This is a genomic window from Haematospirillum sp. 15-248, assembly GCF_012102665.1.
GTDB lineage: Bacteria > Pseudomonadota > Alphaproteobacteria > Rhodospirillales > Rhodospirillaceae > Haematospirillum.
The window spans coordinates 13,835-34,157 of the sequence record NZ_JAAVTF010000015.1 but is presented as its reverse complement, the minus strand read 5'-3'; the positions used below and the strand labels follow the sequence as shown (position 1 = coordinate 34,157).

Sequence of the window (20,323 nt, the reverse complement as noted above, 5' to 3'; positions counted from 1 at the left end):
GCTGGCGTCGGCTCGTGCGCAACTACGAGGCGCGCATTGACGTCTCCGAAGCCATGATCCACGTCCCGATGGGCAGCCTGCTCCTACGCAGAATCTCACATTGAGCCATTCTCAAACGGACTCTTACACCCGGAGGCCACAACGTTCTGCGCAGCACCTATAATGAATGAGCTTTAGGTTTCTCATCAGCCTGATTCTCAAATGCGAAGTAAATATGAGGTACCTGAGCCAATTGACATGACCGAATTCTAGGCCTCTATATTAATAGGGTTTCCCAGTAATTTATTCTTTTCTCTTCTTGCACATATGATAAATATTCTTCATCTACAGGATGTACTCATGATGAAGAATCTATTCTATCATAGCTGTGGTCAGCGTGGGGGTTACCGCAGAACGTCTTTAAGCTACTGCGCAAAGGCAGATTACTGGTCAGTACCATAGAGCTACCCAATTCTATAGTATTTTTCCACAATATGGAAAAAGTGGCTGACCTACTTGCCCGTCAGCGGCAGGTAGACGCCCTCCTTTCTGCAGGCAAGGATTGTGGAATCAGCGCTTATATATACACTATATGGTGTATATGAGCTTGTGTAGCCGCACAGCCTAGAACGGCTACCTACACTGGATGGGCCGAGCACCACTACGTACTCACCGCGCTCGATAAGAAAAGACATACGGCACCGCACACCCCAATGCCATCTGCAACTAGGGAACTACCATCGAGTTGACGCCTTGGTTGCTAGCAAAAAGCGCTGATTGTCAAACGCATATCAGCATCTTGTAACTGTTGTCTGCTTGTTGTTGAACTACGGCTCTACCAAAAAAACCATTCGCGCTAGTGACCGCAAATATCATCAACTAAGAACCTTAATCGGCACTAACTCCATATAAAGAGAAAGTGTTTCTTTAATTACTCGCTCCAAGGATAGCGATTGCTCCACCATTTCTCGTCCAGCAATACCCATTTGACGACAACGCTCAGGATCGCGAATCAAAGTCTCTAGCGCGGCGGTCAATGCTGGCACATCGTGTGGCGCCACAACAATGCCATTACGCCCAGAAGCAACCAGTTCGCGGCAACCAGGGATATCTGTGGTCACAATTGCACGACTGCAGGCCATCGCTTCAATCAATGCCTTCGGCACACCTTCGCCGTAGAAAGTTGGAAGACAAGAAATACTCGCCATCTCCAGAACTGCGGGGATATCAGCGCGATACCCCCACCATTCGACGGTGCCATCATCATTCCAAGCACGAAGCTGCGATTCCGGCACCGATGTCGGATTCTCCGGATCAGGAATGCCCACCAGAGCGAATCGAGCATGGCATCCTGCATCGCGAATACGAGTAGCAGCCTCGACAAAGTCACCTACCCCTTTATCCCACAGCATACGCGCAATCAACACCACCAACGGAGGCTGCACGCTAGGCAACCGTCCGCTATAGAGGCGCAGATCCACGCCGGCCCCACGGATCAATCGAACACTGGGGGAGTCGATACCAACCTCCTCGGTCAACACATCACGATCACGTTCGTTTTGTACAATGACGCGAATATTCCTTCGCTTGAGCAAACAAAAAAACACGGCCTTGATAACCGGTCGCAATATCCGCGCAAATAATCGGCCTGAGGAAAAAACAAATCCCAGTCCAGCAAGCGCATTGATTACGCCACGCACACCCATCAATCGCGCAATGAGACTGCCATAAACGACGGGCTTGAGGCCAACATGATGAGCTAAGTCGGGCTTCTCGCGGCGATAAATGCCCCAAAGCTCCCAAAGAGAAGCCAGCTCCTGCAAGGGGTGCGTTCCCGCGCGTCGCATGCGTTGGAGCGGGACGAGCCTCAGTCCAGATGCACGTATGACTTCAGCAAACTGATTGATACGAGTGACAACGGTAACTTCATAGCCAGCCTCACGTGCAGCGACAGCAAGTGGAAGACGATGAGAACAGAAGTACCAATCCTCGGTAACAAGAAACAGCAGCTTGGGTTGGGCATTCATAATCACCTCGGCCACAACAGCACCTCATACTCAGCGAGGCTCAGCTCGGCGGCTGGTAACTCGCGGAAAGGCGCCACCATGGCAGCACGCGGGGTCGGTATTTCTGGCCAATGCGTTTCGGTGATTACTTCCACGTCGAAGCCCGCGTCCTTGAATAGTGAGAGCATGGCACCGGGACGAATGCGGTTGGTATAGAAACCACTGTTGCGAAAGGCTTGGCTTTCCCAAGTTACGTGGGAAAAACGCAGGTTATTGAGAGCATTGCTCAAATGATCACGGAAATCAACACTGTGCACACCGATCCCATGGGATTTCACGATACGCCGCAACTGACGCAGAAATTCGAGAAACTCGCCATAAGGCACATGCTCCAGCACGACCTGCGACCAAAAAAAGTCGATGCTAGCATCCGGGATGTCAGCCAATGAAGCCGTACCACGGGTGAGATAGGTCACGTTTGCGCGCCTCAACACCTCATCAACACTGGCAGCATCACCCAAACTGAGATCAGCGTAACCAATCTGCTTAAGGAGATCCAAAGTACGGTGACAAGCAGCGACATCTGTGTCTGCAAATGCACCAGCATCGACCAGCCAGGCTCGGCTTGCACCCATGCTGCGCGCCACGAGTCCGGAAAGGATGGAGTCACCGGGACCCAGTTCGAGAACGGTAAAGCCAGCTTGTATGTCGGCATGCTCACAAGCATGCCTATAATAATTTTCAAAGGTACGAATAGCCCGCGCAGGGTCGTTCATTTCGCCATGCCGGAAGAGCTTGAGTTTACGCCACAGGCTGTAAGGGACAGGCAAGCGCGCAAGTAGCAGCTTCGCGCATAGCTTTGCCCACCACGGGAGCCGGGAAATCATAGCCATGTCCTGCAATGTTCCAGCCATTGCTGGAACATAAGAATAGTCCATAGCGGACCGCCACTCTCACTCGAGCCATTTTGATGATGCAGCCATGCTTGACGAATGACGTCAGCATCAAGATAACCTTCACTGCGCAAGCGTTTCTCATCTAAATAGGTCTCTGCCCAATCACGAACACCTTCACGGAGCCAAGCCTCAATGGGCACTCCAAACCCCATCTTTGGTCGATCCACCAGCGATTGTGGAACATACCGATAGAGCAATTGCTTCAGCAGCCATTTTCCTTGGCCATCACGCAACTTCATGACTTCCGGTACGCGCCAAGCAGTTTCGACGACAGTATGATCGAGCAACGGGACACGCGCCTCAAGACCGAATCGCATGCTGGCACGATCAACCTTGGTCAGGATGTCGTCCACCATATACGTCTGCGCATCCCATACCGCTTGCTGCATCGGCGGCGTCAGCGAGGGGTCCTCCTGCAGCATCTCCTTCCATAGCGCTTCACCGCCACGCCATTCGGGATTCAAAGCCGCTTGCGGAATCGCCCACTGTGCAACCAAGCTGCTATGCAGCGCGAGTAGCGAATCAGAAGGCAGGATAGCACCGATCTTGTGCATTTTTTGACCGAGCAGATTTGGCTGCAGTGACTGGGGCATTAACAAGCCAGCAGCCTTGAAGAAGGCATCCCAGTGCGCCACGCTTGGGTAGCGCAGACAAGCAGCAGCCATGCGTCGAAGACCAAGCGGCAGCCGCTGCAATTTGCGCCAGAAAGAAGAAACAAAAATATAGCGGTTGTAACCAGCAAACAGCTCGTCGCCGCCGTCGCCGGACAAGGCCACCGTCACCTGGCTGCGAGCTAGCTGCGATACTAGGATAGTGGGTATTTGCGAAACGTCCGCGAACGGCTCATCATAGGCGTCTGGCAAGTAGGGGATAATACGGCGCGCATCGGCATCTGTAATATACAGCTCGGTATGCTCGGTGCCGAGATACGCGGCTACGCGTGCGGCGTACTTGGCTTCATTGTACGCGGCGGCGCTGAAGCCGATAGAAAATGTTTGGATGGGGCGGATGCTTTGTGCCTGCATCAGCGCGACTACAATGCTCGAATCAATACCCCCCGAAAGAAATGCACCAAGCGGAACATCCGATACCATATGGCGAGCGACACTAACTCGAAGAACACGCTCAAGCTCGGTAAGCGCGCTGTGCTCATCAGTGAAGGAACATGCCCGGCCACGGGACACTGCGTCCAAGTAAGTCCAAAAAAATCTTGGTTCAGACAGTTTTCCCGCACGCCAAGTCATATAGGTCCCCGGCGGCAACTTCCAGATGCCCTCAAAGATACTCAACGGGCACGGGACGTATCCCAAACGCAGATACTCGTTGAGCCCACACTTGGAGATCGGCGGAAGGCTACCGCGCCAGTTCACCAGCGACCGCAACTCTGAGGCAAAGCTGAACTCACCGTCCTGATGACTGTAGTAGAACGGCTTGATACCGACGCGGTCACGTGCCAAGTACAGAGTGCTTTCTTGGGCATCCCAGATAGCAAAAGCGAACATACCGGCCAAGCGCGGCAAAGCGTCAACAACCCCCCATCGTTCACAGGCTCCTAGGATGATCTCGGTATCCGAATGGCCAATGAAACTCATACCAGCGGCTTCAAGCTCCTTGCGCAAATCGGCAAAATTGTAGATCTCGCCGTTGAAGGAAATACTATATCGTCCAGAATTAGAATGCATTGGCTGCACGCCAGCAGCAGACAGATCCAGAATAGAGAGGCGCCGATGTGACAATCCGACACGACCGTCACTGGAAATCCAACTGCCCGCGCCATCGGGGCCACGATGACTTAAAGTATCCCGCATTCGGTCAAGTTTGCTGGAATGTATTGCTCGCTCGCATGAAGCGACTCCTGCGATACCGCACATAATCAATTTTCCTTACCGCGCTTACCTTTGGCATAAGCACCTCGCAAAGCGTCTACCACCGATTGGCCGATGCAGTCCCAACTGAGCGTCGTCTTGGTCACTGTGATGCAGTTCTGCGACAAGCGCGTATAGAGCACCGGGTCTCGCAGGACTCTGGCAACTGCTTCCGCGTACTCAGCAGCACCAAAGCCGTTAGAAATGATACCCGTGACACCATCACTAATCTGCTCGCATAGGCCGGGTACCGGCGTGGCAACGCAAGGCATGCCAAGTGCGAATGCGGTGGCCACGACCCCCGATTGACTAGCTTCCCGGTACGGCAACATGCCCAAATCCGTGGACGCGAAAATTTGAGGAATTTCTGATTCTTCGATCCAGCGATTCTCTACGCGCACACCACCAACTGCCTCGATGGCTGACTGGTAGGGATTGATATCGCCGTTACCCCAAACCTCCAACTGAAGTCCAGGGAACTCACGCCGTAGCAGCGGCAGCACCTCCAGCATCAAATCAAGACCTTTGTATTGTAAAATACGACCAAAGAACAGAAGTCTCACAGGCCTATCAGTCGGAAGACTGCGCACTTCCACATTAACACTGCCATCTCCAAAATGACCATGGGCAGACAGAAAGACACGGTCTGCCGGATAGGAATAATTGGCTTGCAGCGATAGACCGACCGAGCGCGTCAATACGAGTGCGGAATCAGAAGCATTTATGTCGCGCCGCAGCAGCCAACGCCGCTGGCCTTGATCTTCGCCAGGATGCCGGGTAGCGTCGTGCACAGTCAACAGGTAAACAGCGTCAGAGTCACGAATTGCACTCACCAAGAAAGCACCCCATAAATGGTCCATGGTGCAAAACACGACGTCAATTTTCTGTTCCCGGATGTAACGGGCGAAACGGCGCTTGAGCATGGGGAGCCTGATGCTGCGCAATCCGAATTGAAGGATGCCTTCGTACGTATTGATATCAAAACGGCCAGCTGATTGCACGCACTCGAAATCAGCGTAGATCTCGGACTGTCGCGAGAGCGACAAATATATCTCCATATCCTGGCGGGTAGCCAGCACACGCGCGAGCTCGAGCGTATAGCGCGGCCCTCCTCCGCGTCGTCCCCAATGCCAGATCAGAGTTTTTAGTGGCTTAGACATCACTTCCTCAATTTGCAACTGCGCGTACCCGACCAGCTGAACATTAAAAAGAGGAACACCAACACCAATCCTTTAGTTGTGATTTGATAGCTAATAGCCAACCCAAAAATCGCAATCAGGCTTACGAAGAATACCCATAAGGCGGATTTATCGGACCAAGTTAGCCTCGGAACAGCAAAGAAGGTGCGCCAACCACAAACAAACCAAAAAAGAGCCAAAGCAATGGAACCAAAAATACCAATTTCTACAATCATTCCCAGAAACTGGTTATGTGGCCTAGGGTATGGTGAAGAGCTATATCCTGATACTCCATAACCCATTCCAAATAGCTGATTTATCAAGGGGGCTTCTACCATCATGGAAATCGCATGACGGAACAGTTCACCCCGCTCTTCTGCGTCAAAAAATCTTCCGGTCAGTCTCAGTCCTTCCATTTGCTGAACAATGGAAGGATCTGGAAAAATATGCCCAATAATAAATTTCACTGCACTAGGGAATGACTGAAAATCAAGCATCAATAAGGTTGCTGCAAACGACGAAGGAAACATGATTAGCGTAGCCCGTCTGACAGGCTTCCAAAGCAGTCCCGTCACAACGAGTACGACCAAAGAAATTCTTCCAACCCGAGATCCAGTCGCTGCTACTATCCATGGCGATACATATAGAATAAAAAGAAGGCTGAATCTTGAAATGTTACTTATATCTCTATCTTCTTTACTTATTTCATGGATTGCAAAAGTCATTGACACTACAAAATATATCGCTGTAAGGCTAGGTGTCTCCATTAAAAGAGTCAGTCGATCAAAATAACCAAGGCCCCAAAGAGTATTTGCACCGTCACCAGCAAAGCCTGTTGAGTAAGGCGTTGAAAGTAATAAAATAATCGCAGCCAATCCCAAAGCCGCCGCAATCTGGGATGAATCGAGAAATCCTCTATGAAGCTGTGTGTAAATTTGTGAACTTGAAGACCAAAGAATTACACATAGTGCCATAAGCAGGAAAACAAGAAGCAGTAGACCTGATACGCCTACCTTAAGTTGCCATACATCACCACTTAGCAAAAAATTAATCACTACGCTGAAAACTGCCAAGCTTAGGAATGCAAGATAGATTTTAATTCGACGATCAGCTAAGGAACGCACTTGCAATAAAAGATATAAGTACCGCCAATTCGCAACCACGAAAAATATTAGAGCTATGTGGGTAACATCCTTCAAAAATGGCAATTTCGGTATTTCAGGTAACACACCAAGAGCTACAGAGGAACCCAAGAAATAAGTCGCTCGCTGTAAAGACTGTGCCACCCAGAAAAAGAAACAGACAATCACCAACAACAATCCACACCCTAAAAATGCAACCCATGTTGGCGACCCATTATTAATAATCTCATTAAACGACCATCCGTAGCTGCGCAATGCAGCCAATACAGAAAAGGCAAAAAATAGGCCGCACAAAGCCAGAAAATTAACTTGACATTGAACATGCTTTGCAAGCTTCCAACCATGGCAACATGCTAACAATTTAATTGCTCCTTACATGATGCGTAGCCCACACAGAAATCTTGGACAACCAGCGCAGGTAGACATACATCGACCATAGTAGCACAGAGTAATCTGCGCGGCTTGCTGCATGCTCGTGTAGAATCGCGCGCGCGGCCTTGTTGTCCAATACCGTTTGTGCGCTCAGCATCGCATCTAGCTCATCGCGCAATTTTCCCTCACGGAACCAACGCCGAATAGGCAAAAGAAAGCCCATCTTGCCGCGCGTCAACACTATCTCCGGCAGCACGTCGGCGAAGGCATCGCGCAGAATGCGCTTACGTGTGCGACCACTCAGACGGTACTCGTCCGGAAGTCCTAGCGCCCAATGAACAAGCTTACTGTCGAGGAAGGGCAAGCGGACTTCGAGACTATGGAACATGGCGGCATGGTCCACTTTTTTTAACATGTCATTCGGCAGGTTGAATACTAAGTCCAGTGCCTGGATATCACGCAACAAGCTGCCCCTACTAGGGTCCAGCGCTGCAGCAAAATCGGCGGACGCTGAAGTGTCAATGCCCAAGGTGGCCAGCACGTCCACATCGGCGTAGCTACGCCAACTTAGGTAGCTTTGCAGTGGCGTGGCGCGCAGATGGCGATGGAAAAGCGCCACCGCGCGCAAGTGCCTATTGCGTATCGCCGACGGATTCGGATAGCGCGGCACCAAGCCCAGCAGGCTGCGCACCAAGGAGGGCAGACGGTTACCGGCGACAATGGAAGGATAGGTACCATAGCCGGCGAACAGCTCATCAGCAGCGTCGCCACCCAACACAACCTTTTCCTCGATCTGCGAGCACAACAGCGAAGTCGGCAAGATAGAGGCATCGGCATAGGGCTCGCCGAGCCGGTCGAGGACTTCGCCGGCGAAAAGAAGGACGCTGCCTTCCGTCGCCTCGACGATACGATGCCGTACGTTCGGCAAAGTCGCCGTGACTACCTTGGCAAAATCGGTCTCATCAAAACCCGGATCCTCGGGGAATCCGAGCGAGTACACCGACATAGGCTGATGTGTGGATACCATTGCCTGCGCCGCCAAGATTGTCACAATCGAGCTGTCAATTCCGCCGCTCAACATGCTGGCAACCGGTACATCCGCAGTTTCTACGCGCCGCCACACAGCGTCGCGCAGCATCGATTTCAGCATATGGCACGCATCCTCGTACCGTGGTTGAGACTGCGCTGCACTGACAGCGATTTCTGCCTGTAGGCTGTAATAACGGTGGCGACGAACACCGTCCCGAGCGCTCCACTCCATCCAGCATCCAGGTTCGAGTTGGCATACTCCCTGAAACGCGCCATAAGGCGCTGGAATATACGAGTACAGGAAGAACAGACCGGTGGCAGATCGGTTCTCTCGAAGCGAACCTCCAGACAGACGAATCAACGGAGGCATTTCCGAAGCGAAGGCGATACCCTCAGCACTTTCATAGACGAAAAGGGGCTTCTCACCGTAGCGATCTCGCGCAAGAAACAACTTTTCCTGGGCACCGTCCCAGAGTGCAAAGGCGAACATACCTTCGAGACGCGTCAGGCAGTCAGGCCCCCAACGTTGCCATGCCTGCAACAGTACCTCGGTGTCCGAATTGGTGTTAAATGTGTGGCCCAGCGCGCAGAGTTCAGCGCGCAACTCACGAAAGTTGTAGATCTCGCCGTTGAATACGATGGACAACTCGCCTTGATGCATTGGCTGATCTGCGCGCTGGGCCAGATCGATGATCGCTAGGCGTCGGTGACCGAGGCAAATACCAGATGCGCCCCATACTGAGCCGCCATCCGGACCGCGATGCCGAATCAGATCGAGTGCGTCGAAAAAGTCCTCGTTCGATGTGCGCGCTGCCATACCACCGGTGACACCTAAAATTCCGCACATGTCAAAAGCTCACTAATTCTGGAGGGAGATGAGTTGATAGTAGAGCGCTGCATAGCGCTTGCAATTTTCAGCAATCGAATAGTGCTCGCGAACCCGTGCTCGCGCTGCTTGGCCCATGCGCTTGCACAAGAACGGATCTACCGCAAGCAGAAGCAGACACGCGCTCAGCTCGGCATGTGAGCGTGAAATGACAAACGCGGTTTCCGCTTCGACATGGCATTCAGTGACACCTGGCGCTGCGAGCACAATGCTGGGCAGTCCGACTGCCATAGCTTCCAAGACCGCATTACTTAAGCCCTCTGACTCGGACGCATGCACGAACACATTGCTCTGGCCCAATAAGCATACAACGTCCTTGCGATCACCGAGGAAGCGTACGGTGTCGGAAATGCCTAGCTGTTCGGCGCGTCGCTGCAAGATTGCCGCATCAGGCCCAGTGCCAATAACAAACAACTCTGCACCTGGCACTTTAGTTTGTACGTCAGCGAACGCCTCGAGAATCAGCGATTGTCCCTTGGCAGGCAGAAGACGGCCAACGCACACGATGACAAAACGATCACTACGCGCTACGGTGGGGCATTGACCGAGCTCGGCTTCAATTGCTTGCCAGTCGATGCCGTTTTCAATAGCAATCAGCTTTTTACCGGGCGCAAGGTCTCGCAATGAATCGGCTGAAGCGCGCGAAACGCCGGCGATCACATCGAAGGGACGGTAGAGCAACTTAAAAAGGGGGTTCTTGCCTTGCGCAGACTTGGTGCCCCGATGGACGTATACAAAGCGCACCTTTCGCAGAAATGTCGCGGCGAGCCAAGCCACCATGGCACCCTGTACACCATGGGCAACACAGATGCGGCATTGATTCCTTCGCAAAGCCAGAATCAGGCGGACCTGCAGGATAGGAAGCAGAAACAGGAGAGCCAGCATTTCCCTGCGCAGAGACGGAAAGACTTTGGACCGCAAGTCCAACAGCGTCTCCGTTTGCAATTGAGGGATCGCCGAGAAGTGCCCTTGGCAGACTTCATCGCGATAGACAAAGAAGAAGAAATGCTGAAAGCCCGGTTCCGAAAAAGAACTAAACAGCTGCGCCAGCTGACTTTCGCCGCCGTGGATACCGTAAGTACGCATGACATGTGCAACATTGATGCTCATATACGACCTCGCAACCTGCGCAAGAACTCGATGCATGATACCGGCAGGTGCCGCGCTATCTGCCAAGTAAGCATGTGGCGCAGATAGGTTAGGTAGGCAAGCCCGACCGGACGGCCGTGGCTGATCGATACTCGGGCGGACTCCTTGAAAGTACGTCCCATCTGCGCATAGCTGATACCGCCGGCCATCATCAAAGTCACAGGCTGCTCGATGAAACGAACCGGAAAGCGCTTAGCAAGGCGCAGGACCATGTCATAGTCGGCGGAGATGCAATATTTCAGATCAAACTCGCCAACCTCGCGATACATACGTGTTGGAACGAACAACGTCGGCTGCGGAACGTGCGATTCCACCAACTCCCGTTCCCACGAAAAAGGTGAACCAAGACGTCGCTGCCGTCCATCCTCTTCCTGATAGATCATCGCACCGTAGCAGACCGTACTCTCGTCGAGCTGTGGCAATAAACTAGTCAAGGTATCCGGCGCCACGTAGCGGTCGTCGGCGTTCAGGAAATGGATGTAACGACCACGAGCCAGACGCAGTCCCTTGTTCATCGCGTCGTACAAGCCCCGATCGGGCTCGCTGATGCAGACCGAGATCCTGTCGCCATAGCGCTGAATGATCTCCAGTGTCCCATCGGTCGAAGCGCCATCGATGATGATATATTCCAAATCCTCGATCGGCTGGGCGAGCACACTGTCGATACAGTCGGCAATGACCGACGCGCCATTGCGAACAACAGTGATAACCGAAATTGATGGGCTCAAAATATTGCTCATGAAACACGACGAAATACTTCAGATGACCGACTCAAGCTGACTCCCTCTTTATATTACACCATTCTGGTATTGCACCATTTTGGCAACGGCTAGCAGGTGTGGCTGCTTACGTCGAAGTACAGTCTGGAACAAACGATGCAAATAGTAGCGAACAAAGCCATTTTTCTGACTCAGTGAGAAATCAATTTCATTCGTAGACACTAATTCAAGGCCATGCGCGACTAAAAAAGCGGCAAGAGTTCTTCCATTCCAGCTACGAACGTGCTGCCATCGATGGAATGTGTGATTACAACAAGGGCAATACACCATTTCGATAGCCAAGTCCTCGTCATTTGGTGTGGTCATAATCACCATGCCATCTGGCGCCAGAAGCTTACGTAAATCAGCCATTACTTTCGTTAGTACGGTATCATCCACATGCTCGATAAGTTCGACCAAGACAACGGCGTCAAATCGCTCCTCGCCCGCGAGCAAATCATCGATTGTCCAAGCTCCGCAAAACGCCGGATGCCCGGCATAATTTTTCTGCACATACGCAACCGAATCAGGTGAAAGATCACAGGCCCCAACAGAAAACCCTGAGTGCAACAAATACCCTGTTAGCGCACCTGTGCCGCAGGCATAATCAAGGACTCGAGCCCTCCGAGGCACGTAGTTGCGCACAGCACCCACTATCCGATCGCCGTATAAACTGGTGAAATAGTGCTCCGGAAATAAAGACTGATAGTCCCAGAACTTTTGAACCAGATCACCAGTCCATTGAAGGGATTTTGCCTCGGCATTTCTCTTTGCTGAATTCTCTTGTGTCAATTGAGACCCCCGCTACTCGAATGTTGACTGTCTTTGATCGGACGCCGAGCAAGAATCTGTTCATAAAGTGCTCGGTAAGCGTTGGATTGGTCTTTCAAAGAAAAGCTCTGCTGCGCACGCTGCCGTGCGTTGAAACGCATCGTCAGCAACCTCTTGCTATCCGACAATATTTCCACCAACGCCCACCCTAGGCCTTCCGGATCAGCTTGAGGAATCAACCGACCATTCCAGCTATCCGTCACGATGTCCGGCATTCCGCAAACATCGAAAGCTGCCACCGGCGCACCACAAGCAATGGCTTCCAGCGCAACATTGGGTAGATTGTCCTCCAGTGAAGGCACTACCACCACGTCGGCACAGTTGTATGCCGCTTTCAGGACCTCATCGCCCTCCAGTCGTCCCAGTGACACGGCAGGTACGGGCAACAGATCAGCCGGCAGGGGGACGTCGCTACCAAACACCACGGCCAGTATGCGAGACGCCAGCGGGCTCTGCGCAACAACCTCAAGTGCTCTCCGGAGTTCCCTATAGCCCTTGCGCACGTCGTCCGTCGGGCTCATGGCGCCGAACAGGATCAACAATCTGTCCTGCGGCAAGCCCCAGCGAGCCCGGGCAGCCGAGCGATCCCCCGGGCAATAGCGTTCGAGGTCCACGCCAGTCGGAATAACTTCAACGCGCCAGTCGGCAAACAGCGAGCTGCGTCGCGCCAACCCGGCTATCCAGTTGCTCGGGGCGACAACGGTCATGTCCAGCGTACGCCATGCGTGCTTTTTACGCAGCCAGAGGCGATGTGTAGCGTCCTCCGGGCCAGGCTGACGCAACTGGGGACAGTCGCCACACTGATTTTCAAATCGTTCACAAGTCCCGGGGTAGTGACAACCTCCGGTGAAGGGCCAGACATCAGACAATCGCCACACTAGGGGCTTGTTGATCCCTGCTAGGCTCTCCAGCGTGATGAAGGCGCCGTTGATCCAGTAGATAGCCACAACATCGGCCCCTCGTACCACTTCGGCGCGCATCGGGTGGAAATAGCCGTACAGTGCTGGTGACAGGAAAACCGAGGCATCCCGCGCCAGCGCACGCCCGGCACGGGCCTCCAAGTACTCGGCCACACTGACCCGCCAGTGCCCAAGACCGGAGCCGGACATTGCCTGTACCGAGGGATCCGCTGTGCGCTTCCGACTGACCAGCATGCGCGAATCCACCCCCAACTCACACAAGGCGGCATGGATGCGGTAGACTGCGCGTCCTGCCCCAGCCCCACCATCTGTATGGCTCAGATGAACGACCCTCACGCCGCTGAACCAGCCAGTTCGGGCTGGTGGCAGACGAAGTCCACCGCGTCTCCTTCAGCCCAGCGGCCCCAGGCAGCCAAGTCACCCCGATGAAGTAGTTCATCGATCGAAGCCACCACAAGCCTCAAGTTGTGATCCATCGGATCTCTGCCCTGATCCCTGTGCATGAACTCAGCTTTTGCGCTCAACATTGGCCAAAGCCGGAGCGCAAAAGCTGCGTAAGCATGCCACTTGGCGCGCAGAATTTCTTCGTCATTCATGGCAGCCTGCTTGTGTAGGCAAGCCAAGCGCTGCAGGTACTGCTGACGGCTCGTGCTATCCAGTGTGAATCCCAACCCCGAATACCGCCCGGTACCGGCCGTTACGCAATGCTTACCGAAACACACCAGCTCCATGCCCGAGGTACCGCGCACGGTGACACCATAGTCGATGAACTCGAACAGCGAAAGCGTGCTGATGTCGTCGTCAGCAGCAATGAGCATAACGTGATCTGGCAGTGTGCCTATGGATCGGTCGATCAGCACCTGCTCCGCATACTCCTGTGTAATGCCCTCGTACTTGCGCTTCCAAACATTGGCAGGATGCAGCTTGATGAGCCAGTTCAGGGCCGGGTTGGCACAGGCCGCCCGAACGGTTTCAACAAACCACTCGCCCGCATCCTCAAACAGATCATCACCATAAAAAAGGTTGGCATCCCACAAGACTTGCGAAAATACCACGGCCGTGGGTTTGGCACGATCAAGCCGGAAGCGCTGGGTCAGTTCATCTGGCGTGTAATAACGGGTATTGCACTGGTTGCGCTCCTGCAGAAACCAGCGCCCGCCATAACGGTCCTTGAACATCTGGTCCAGCACCTGCTGTTCGCGGTCTGTCCAAGGCCGCAGCACCAGAAAATCCAACGTATTCCGAGCAACCGACGAGGGGTGGTCGCGCCGGGTAACCGGGGTTATGCGCCGGAAGGTCAGTGCGTCGTCTTTCCACGGCTGAACCATCTGGATGACGTTGCAGCCGTGGCAGATAGCCACATCTACCAAGGGACCAAATACAGCATAGTTAGCCTCAATGGTTAGCGCCAAGTCTGCAGGGTGCTGTTCGATAAGCTTGCGAGCACGAAGCACATGCTCCAGCGTCGACACAAGCAGTCCCCGCAGGCAACGCCGGACTTCCGGATTCGTAAAATCTACACTGCCTTCAAACCGGATGCGCGACAGCGTCGAAATAATTTGCGGACCGATCCAGCAGCCTTCAAAAGTCCAAGCCTTGATGCCTTGCAGGCTCAGTGGTCCATCCAGAAACTCCTGCGCCTTAAGCCCGCAAAACGCACGCTCATCGTCGGCGAGACAATGGTCCTCCAGATAAGCAAAACGACGAATGCCGAAAGCTCTGAAGTAGGCTCGCCCCAATATCATGGACCGGTTACGCAGCACCACCTGGATCTGCCAGCCCTCCAAGCGCAGAGCTTGGCTGATGAACGCCATCAGCTTCAACCCATAGATGGAATCGTCATCAACAGCATATAGATTCAGAGTCCGTCCGATACTCGTTACCGGGACCAGCCGCAGAAAGTTTGTTGCACGATACGTCTCAAGCAAATCAATTGCAATGCGCCCAATACACCTCCGATCGCGCCAAAGCTTGCGCAGTAACATCAAGGGAGCACGCAGATGATGTGAAGTTTCAACCAAGCGCCTGAGACGACACAGCACTGCTTCCATTCAGCGCCTCCGGTCGAGCAAAACTTGCTCAGCTAGGGTCAGGTCTTCTGGGGTATCAATGTCCAGAGAGTCTTTTTCCGACATGAGATAGGGCACGCACCTTTCTCCATAGAGTTCGCCGGAACGAAGCGTGTCCGGATGACAGACGAGCACCACCGGTCCATTGCGGGCATAGGCCTTGGGCTTATCCTGCCGCCTAGTAGCGATGACCTGATCCTCAAGAAAGGGAGCAAGAGTCCTCTGAGCAGAAAGTTTCATCACCGAAACTGGATTGAACTGGTGCGGCACTTCCACCACACTGACAACGCTGCTGGCAGGAGCCGAGCGGAACAATGCTATAGCCTCTTCGACATGCTGACCCGTGCGTAACGGCGAGGTAGGCTGCAACAGAACAAGCGCTTCCACTGCCACATCCTGAGACTCCAGCCATGCCAACGCATGGCTCAATACCCCTAGCATGGGGGCCGTGTCCTCAGCCAGCTCCGGGGGGCGCAGGAATGGCACCTCTGCCCCCAGTTCACGCGCGACGTCGGCAATCTCGCTATCGTCGGTCGAGATCAGCACACGGTCTACGGAGTCGGCATTCCGCGCAACCTCGATGGCATAGGCAATCAGCGGCCGACCGGCGATCTGCATAAGATTCTTGCGCGGGATACCCTTGGACCCCCCCCGCGCCGGGATAACCGCAACAATGCTCATATCTCAATCGCCCGGGGTCAATAGGTGATGCATTTCTGCACATCCACCTCCTCAGTGGAAAGAATTTCGGCGATGCGCTGACCCGCACGGCCATCGCCATAGATGGGCTCCATGGCGTAAGGGCCGTGGTTCATCTGCTGGGCTATGGCTGCCTTGATCTCATATTTGCTATGGGGCACATCCAGCACATTGCTGCCACGGTCACGAGCAGTCTGCCGGGTCCCGATGTTAACAACCGGCGTGCCAATAAAGGCCCCTTCGCGAATACCGCTGCTGGAATTGCCAACTAGACAGGCCGCTTTTCGCATCAAACGCACATAGGTCTCGATTGGCAGATTCTTGAAGAAATGCATGTACCGGTCCAGCTTGCGCTCGCGCCACTTGCGGATGCCACGGGCAATGTCGTCCGAGCCCGCGTCAGCGTTAGGCCAAAGTACGATGGCTGGCAAATCAAGCTCACGGATGGCTTCGAGAGTCATCGTGATCTGAGCTTCACCCGCACCATACTCCGTGGTCACCGGGTGCTGGGACACAAGCACAAATGGATGGTCGAAGTTAAGCATTTCTCCGACACCCCTGTCGAAAAGCGCAGACTCGAGCGAGATCTCAGGTGCGTTAAGGATATCGGCCACCAGATCGATACGCGGACAGCCCACCATATGCACATGCTTAGGCATCTCGCCCAGACGTATTATGCGCTCGCGCGCACCTTCACAGGCCGGGAAATGGATGTGGGCAAACTTGGTAACCGCGTGACGAATGCTTTCGTCGATAGTGCCGCTAACTTCACCGCCCATGGTATGGGCCACCGGAATGTTCATGTACGCCGCAGCTAGCGTGGTGGCCATGGTCTCGAAACGGTCACCGACCGTCAGTACCACATCAGGCTTCATCTGCTCGAAGAGGGTAGGCAGCTCCAGAAGACCAAGACCTGTGGACTTGGCCATGGTAGCAGGCGTCTCACCTTCGATCAGCATATGGACACGGGCCGAAGCGGTGAACCCATCCTCCTCAATGAGATTGATCACGGCGCCATAGCGGTCCAAGATGGCGGACGCCCCAACAATGATCTGGAGATCCAGATCCGGATGCTTATAGATGGCGCGCATCGCAGATTTGATGCTGCTGTAATTGGCCCGCGAGCCGATGACGACGCAAATTTTCTTCACTTAAGGTCTTCCCAAGTAATTTTGTGGTCAGGCGTCAGGGCGTGGCGCACCTGCCGGCCCAACAACTCGGCATGACGGGCAGCGGGAATGCCATCGCCAGGCTTCTTGAAGGCAAGGTCGGCAGCCTGCAGGGACTGCCCCGCCTGCACAGCACGGGCGGTCACTACGCTCTTCTCAAAGACGATCTTCATATCGCGGTAGTCCTGCAGGTTATCCTTATCAACCGGGTTCGCGCGGATGATTGCGGCCTCCTTGACATGGGAGCAGAAGACCTTGAACTCATCCGGCTCCATGCTGTGCTTGGCGTCACTGCCGTACATCAAACGTGAGAAGGTAAAATGCTTCTCCACTACCGTGGCCCCCAGCGCAGCAGCCGAAATGCAGGCCGCATGACCAAGAGTATGATCTGACAGGCCAACAGGCAGATCATAGCGCCTCTGCATCTCCAGCATCACGTTGAGGCCGACGCGCTCTGGCGCACAAGGATAGGCGGACGAGCATTGCATCACCACCAAGGGACCACCCTTGCGCAGTGCCGTCACAGCCTGATCCAACTCAGCCCAGTTGCTCATGCCGGAAGAAAGGTAAACCTTCTTACCCGTAGCGGCAACCCGCTCTAGGAGCGGCACGTTACTGACCTCACCCGAAGGGATCTTGTAGAGCTCAACGCCTACCTCTTCCAGAAGATCCACAGCTTCCAGCGAGAACGGCGAGGAGAGAAAACGCACACCATGCTCGATGCATTGCTGTGCTATCTGCTTCCACTGTGACAGACTGAAAGCCGTGCGACGGAAATACTCCATGCGTGGCTCTCCCTTAAAGTACGAGGGCATGGGTGCATCGGCAAGAGTCTCGGCTTCGGCAATGTGGGTCTGGAACTTAACCACATCAGCACCGCAAGCGGCAGCCACCTCAACGGCCTTAAGCGCATTGCCGATGGAGCCATCATGCACCGAGCCAATCTCGGCAATGACGGTGATACTTTGATCATTCATGAGGCAACCCTTTTTTTTCAACACTCTCTGCCGGTGCCGCAAAAGCATAAACCGATAACTTACCACTGGGCTCGGCAACGCGGTTTACACACATCAACTCCAGCCCGGCACGCCGCAATAGCTGCCCCAGACTGGTGAGGTCATACAGATGGCAGTGCAAGGAGCCGAGGATATTGTCCTGCGGCGAACGAAGCCGCGCCGTCAATTTGTCGGGGACCTCAACATAGAGCAAACCATCTTCTGGCACCAAGCTCTGAATAACCTGTAACAGGAACGGCAAAGGCTGTTCGATATGTTCCAAGACTTTATTCAGAGTCACGAGGTTAAATCCCCGCAGATCAGTCTGACCGAGGTACATGGCCTCAACCACCGCAAATTTCTCCAATTGCCTCAGGTGAGCTGCTGCACGAGGGTCAGGCTCAACACCCAAGTAATGCCACGCCCCTCCCGTCTGGTCTACTAGACGGGAGAGGAACACACCAGTTCCGGCACCTATATCCATAATCCGGGGGAGTGAAAATGCCCCAGACCAGCGCCGCACGAAGTCCATCACGCGGGCCACACGCCCTGCATTGTCCGACTTGCCGGCAGGCATGGACATGACTCGATGATATTTTTCTCCAATATCCGAGCCCATGAAATCAACTTCGTAATAGGCAGAGCGCAACTTTTTGAGACGAAAAGAAGATTCTTCTGGCAGAACGTTGGTAGCGCCCCCACATTGCAGGCATTCGACCCAGCTTCGCCTATAATCTTTCGGCTCAATGCCTATGCTCTGTTCAAAACGGTCCGGGTGATCAATTAGCAGGAGTTCTCGCACATCTTGGCCAGAGCAAAGGGCGCATCTAAACATGTGTTTCCTCGGATTTATGATCTTTGGGGCCACGCAGACAGCGCCGCCAATCTTGCCCAAACCTTATACGCATCGACATAAGCAGCGCAGACAGAACGATGCATGACAACCCCACGACCACTACACAACGATCAGCAAGCGACAGGTCGACGGCCCGCTCGATGTACCAGCAAATAACGGTTATCAAACAACCTACGACAACCCACTGGTCTTGAAAAGGGACAACACCTATGCGCTGAGCGGCCAACACCAGACACACACGCATCATTATCATTTCGGCGATATAAACAACCAGCACAGCCTCAACACCGTATAACGGAACCAGCAGCAACAGCGCCAGTATCGCTACCAACACGGTGAATATCCGGATACTTGAATAGAGATTACCTTTTTTGGCAGCATAGAGCACAGCTGTCGCAGGCTTGCCCGCATTCTGCAATAGAACATACACAACGAGCCAAGGCAACCAGGCCCCCGCCTGAACAAACTTTCCATGAGTTAATAAACTTACCACTTCATCTCCCAGGAACACAGCCCCACCCCCAACGCAGGCCAAGCCCGCATAGACAAAATCCCAGACCGGCTTTATACGCGGGAAACAACTATTCGCAAGCTGCGCCTCCTTGAGTGCAATAGGCCATAGGACATTGGCAAATGCATTGGTTCCCTGCGTCATCAAACCCTGATAGAGGCGTGCATGATTGAAGTTACCCAAAGCTTCAGCACTGACTGCTTTTACGGTAAGAGTGCTCTCCAAGATTAATCTGATATTGTCAATAAGCCCGGCAAACCAAGCGCCAAATGCGACGCCACGCACCTTCCGCAACCAACGCATGTCCAGCGGCGCCCACAAAGAGCGGCGCAGAAGTATCAGTGGTACAACCAAGCTGACGAGCATACCGGCCCACTGCCCCCAGAAAAGGGCAGAGCGCCCTGTCTCGAACAGATACAAGCACACCAAGATCACCAACACATTAACGACCGACTGGACCAACAAACTTGCCGCCAACCACTCGCTACGCTGCGTCAGGATCAGGATAGGACTCATGATAGCCCACGTGGCCTTCAGTGGAAGCGTGAAACACAGCAACCATACCTCAACTGGTATCAACTCTGAAAGCAATGGGATACAGCCCGCCAATGCTGACCAATACGACAAGACCCCAAGCGCAATCAGCAAGCCCAACATCAAGGCCAAAGCCAGTAACGTGGACTGCAACCGGGCCCGATTGGAATCATTGAGGGCATGGAAATGGCCGTAAAGCACATGAGCCGAGCCTGTCTCGCAGACGGCAACGACCAGATTCATCACCACAACCACCATCCCGTAAATACCGTAGTCTTGCGGTCCGAGTACAAAGGTCGCCATAGGCATCAACGCAAGCCCGAGCAAGCCCTGCAGCAGGCTGGCGCCCAGATTGATCGAGACACGGCTTATCAGGTGACGACTAGTCATGACGAATACAGGCAAAAGCACATAACAAT

Annotated in this window: 16 protein-coding genes and 1 pseudogene; 1 reads left to right on the top strand and 16 read right to left on the bottom strand. The window is 53.7% G+C overall.

The genetic code is table 11. The features are described 5' to 3' along the window. Positions 1-104, top strand: a pseudogene (locus HEQ72_RS10460) (IS5/IS1182 family transposase); the annotation flags it as partial. Positions 105-854: 750 nt separating this feature from the next. On the opposite strand, the gene HEQ72_RS10455 reads toward HEQ72_RS10460, so the two are convergent. The 16 genes from HEQ72_RS10455 to HEQ72_RS10380 are packed head-to-tail and all read right to left on the bottom strand — an operon-like array spanning position 855 to position 20,294. Continuing rightward, complete coding sequence (locus HEQ72_RS10455; protein WP_209315741.1) at positions 855-2,021, bottom strand: glycosyltransferase family 4 protein; 1,167 nt, start codon at positions 2,019-2,021, stop codon at positions 855-857. Next, entirely contained in the window at positions 2,009-2,878 is an 870-nt protein-coding gene (locus tag HEQ72_RS10450) for a methyltransferase domain-containing protein (RefSeq protein WP_168021386.1), read from the bottom strand. The genes HEQ72_RS10455 and HEQ72_RS10450 overlap by 13 nt, the downstream gene beginning before the upstream one ends. Next, the gene (gene asnB, locus HEQ72_RS10445) at positions 2,869-4,812 is read right to left on the bottom strand and encodes an asparagine synthase (glutamine-hydrolyzing) (RefSeq protein WP_168021385.1); all 1,944 of its coding nucleotides are present in this window, start codon (positions 4,810-4,812) and stop codon (positions 2,869-2,871) included. Before asnB (HEQ72_RS10445) ends, HEQ72_RS10450 begins: the two co-directional genes overlap by 10 nt. A gap of 2 nt (positions 4,813-4,814) precedes the next feature. After that, the gene (locus tag HEQ72_RS10440; protein ID WP_168023314.1) at positions 4,815-5,984 is read right to left on the bottom strand and encodes a glycosyltransferase family 4 protein; all 1,170 of its coding nucleotides are present in this window, start codon (positions 5,982-5,984) and stop codon (positions 4,815-4,817) included. Beyond that, the gene (locus HEQ72_RS10435; protein ID WP_168023313.1) at positions 5,966-7,486 is read right to left on the bottom strand and encodes an O-antigen ligase family protein; all 1,521 of its coding nucleotides are present in this window, start codon (positions 7,484-7,486) and stop codon (positions 5,966-5,968) included. The genes HEQ72_RS10440 and HEQ72_RS10435 overlap by 19 nt, the downstream gene beginning before the upstream one ends. A 1-nt stretch (position 7,487) precedes the next feature. Then, entirely contained in the window at positions 7,488-9,374 is a 1,887-nt protein-coding gene (gene asnB, locus HEQ72_RS10430) for an asparagine synthase (glutamine-hydrolyzing) (protein ID WP_272487544.1), read from the bottom strand. Between the two features lie 12 nt (positions 9,375-9,386). Beyond that, entirely contained in the window at positions 9,387-10,523 is a 1,137-nt protein-coding gene (locus HEQ72_RS10425) for a glycosyltransferase (protein WP_168021380.1), read from the bottom strand. Next, positions 10,520-11,302, bottom strand: coding sequence for a glycosyltransferase family 2 protein (locus HEQ72_RS10420; protein ID WP_168023311.1), 783 nt, complete (start codon positions 11,300-11,302; stop codon positions 10,520-10,522). Before HEQ72_RS10420 ends, HEQ72_RS10425 begins: the two co-directional genes overlap by 4 nt. Positions 11,303-11,350: 48 nt before the next feature. Next, positions 11,351-12,112, bottom strand: a complete 762-nt coding sequence (locus HEQ72_RS10415) for a class I SAM-dependent methyltransferase (protein WP_168023310.1) — start codon at positions 12,110-12,112, stop codon at positions 11,351-11,353. Next, entirely contained in the window at positions 12,109-13,407 is a 1,299-nt protein-coding gene (locus HEQ72_RS10410) for a glycosyltransferase (protein WP_168023309.1), read from the bottom strand. The genes HEQ72_RS10415 and HEQ72_RS10410 overlap by 4 nt, the downstream gene beginning before the upstream one ends. Beyond that, the gene (locus tag HEQ72_RS10405; protein WP_168023308.1) at positions 13,404-15,122 is read right to left on the bottom strand and encodes a hypothetical protein; all 1,719 of its coding nucleotides are present in this window, start codon (positions 15,120-15,122) and stop codon (positions 13,404-13,406) included. The genes HEQ72_RS10410 and HEQ72_RS10405 overlap by 4 nt, the downstream gene beginning before the upstream one ends. Next, positions 15,123-15,821 carry a cytidylyltransferase domain-containing protein gene (locus HEQ72_RS10400; RefSeq protein ID WP_168021375.1) on the bottom strand — a complete coding sequence of 233 codons (699 nt, stop codon included), beginning with the start codon at positions 15,819-15,821 and terminating at the stop codon, positions 15,123-15,125. Positions 15,822-15,838: 17 nt separating this feature from the next. Next, positions 15,839-16,990 (bottom strand): UDP-N-acetylglucosamine 2-epimerase, encoded by a 1,152-nt coding sequence (gene neuC, locus HEQ72_RS10395; protein WP_168023307.1) that lies wholly within the window; start codon positions 16,988-16,990, stop codon positions 15,839-15,841. Further along, positions 16,987-17,985 (bottom strand): N-acetylneuraminate synthase family protein, encoded by a 999-nt coding sequence (locus tag HEQ72_RS10390; protein ID WP_168021373.1) that lies wholly within the window; start codon positions 17,983-17,985, stop codon positions 16,987-16,989. The genes neuC and HEQ72_RS10390 overlap by 4 nt, the downstream gene beginning before the upstream one ends. Further along, positions 17,978-18,838: a class I SAM-dependent methyltransferase gene (locus HEQ72_RS10385; protein ID WP_168021371.1), complete on the bottom strand. Its 861-nt coding sequence runs from the start codon at positions 18,836-18,838 to the stop codon at positions 17,978-17,980. Before HEQ72_RS10385 ends, HEQ72_RS10390 begins: the two co-directional genes overlap by 8 nt. Then, positions 18,831-20,294, bottom strand: a complete 1,464-nt coding sequence (locus tag HEQ72_RS10380; RefSeq protein ID WP_168023306.1) for a lipopolysaccharide biosynthesis protein — start codon at positions 20,292-20,294, stop codon at positions 18,831-18,833. The genes HEQ72_RS10385 and HEQ72_RS10380 overlap by 8 nt, the downstream gene beginning before the upstream one ends. Between the last annotated feature and the right edge of the window lie 29 nt (positions 20,295-20,323).

Coding starts and splice junctions, on each gene's coding strand:
- HEQ72_RS10450 (WP_168021386.1), bottom strand. CDS start 2,878: ATGGCTATGATTTCCCGGCTCCCGTGGTGGGCAAAGCTATGCGCGAAG.
- asnB (WP_168021385.1), bottom strand. CDS start 4,812: ATGTGCGGTATCGCAGGAGTCGCTTCATGCGAGCGAGCAATACATTCC.
- asnB (WP_272487544.1), bottom strand. CDS start 9,374: ATGTGCGGAATTTTAGGTGTCACCGGTGGTATGGCAGCGCGCACATCG.
- HEQ72_RS10425 (WP_168021380.1), bottom strand. CDS start 10,523: ATGAGCATCAATGTTGCACATGTCATGCGTACTTACGGTATCCACGGC.
- HEQ72_RS10420 (WP_168023311.1), bottom strand. CDS start 11,302: ATGAGCAATATTTTGAGCCCATCAATTTCGGTTATCACTGTTGTTCGC.
- HEQ72_RS10405 (WP_168023308.1), bottom strand. CDS start 15,122: ATGGAAGCAGTGCTGTGTCGTCTCAGGCGCTTGGTTGAAACTTCACAT.
- HEQ72_RS10400 (WP_168021375.1), bottom strand. CDS start 15,821: ATGAGCATTGTTGCGGTTATCCCGGCGCGGGGGGGGTCCAAGGGTATC.
- HEQ72_RS10390 (WP_168021373.1), bottom strand. CDS start 17,985: ATGAATGATCAAAGTATCACCGTCATTGCCGAGATTGGCTCGGTGCAT.
- HEQ72_RS10385 (WP_168021371.1), bottom strand. CDS start 18,838: ATGTTTAGATGCGCCCTTTGCTCTGGCCAAGATGTGCGAGAACTCCTG.
- HEQ72_RS10380 (WP_168023306.1), bottom strand. CDS start 20,294: ATGACTAGTCGTCACCTGATAAGCCGTGTCTCGATCAATCTGGGCGCC.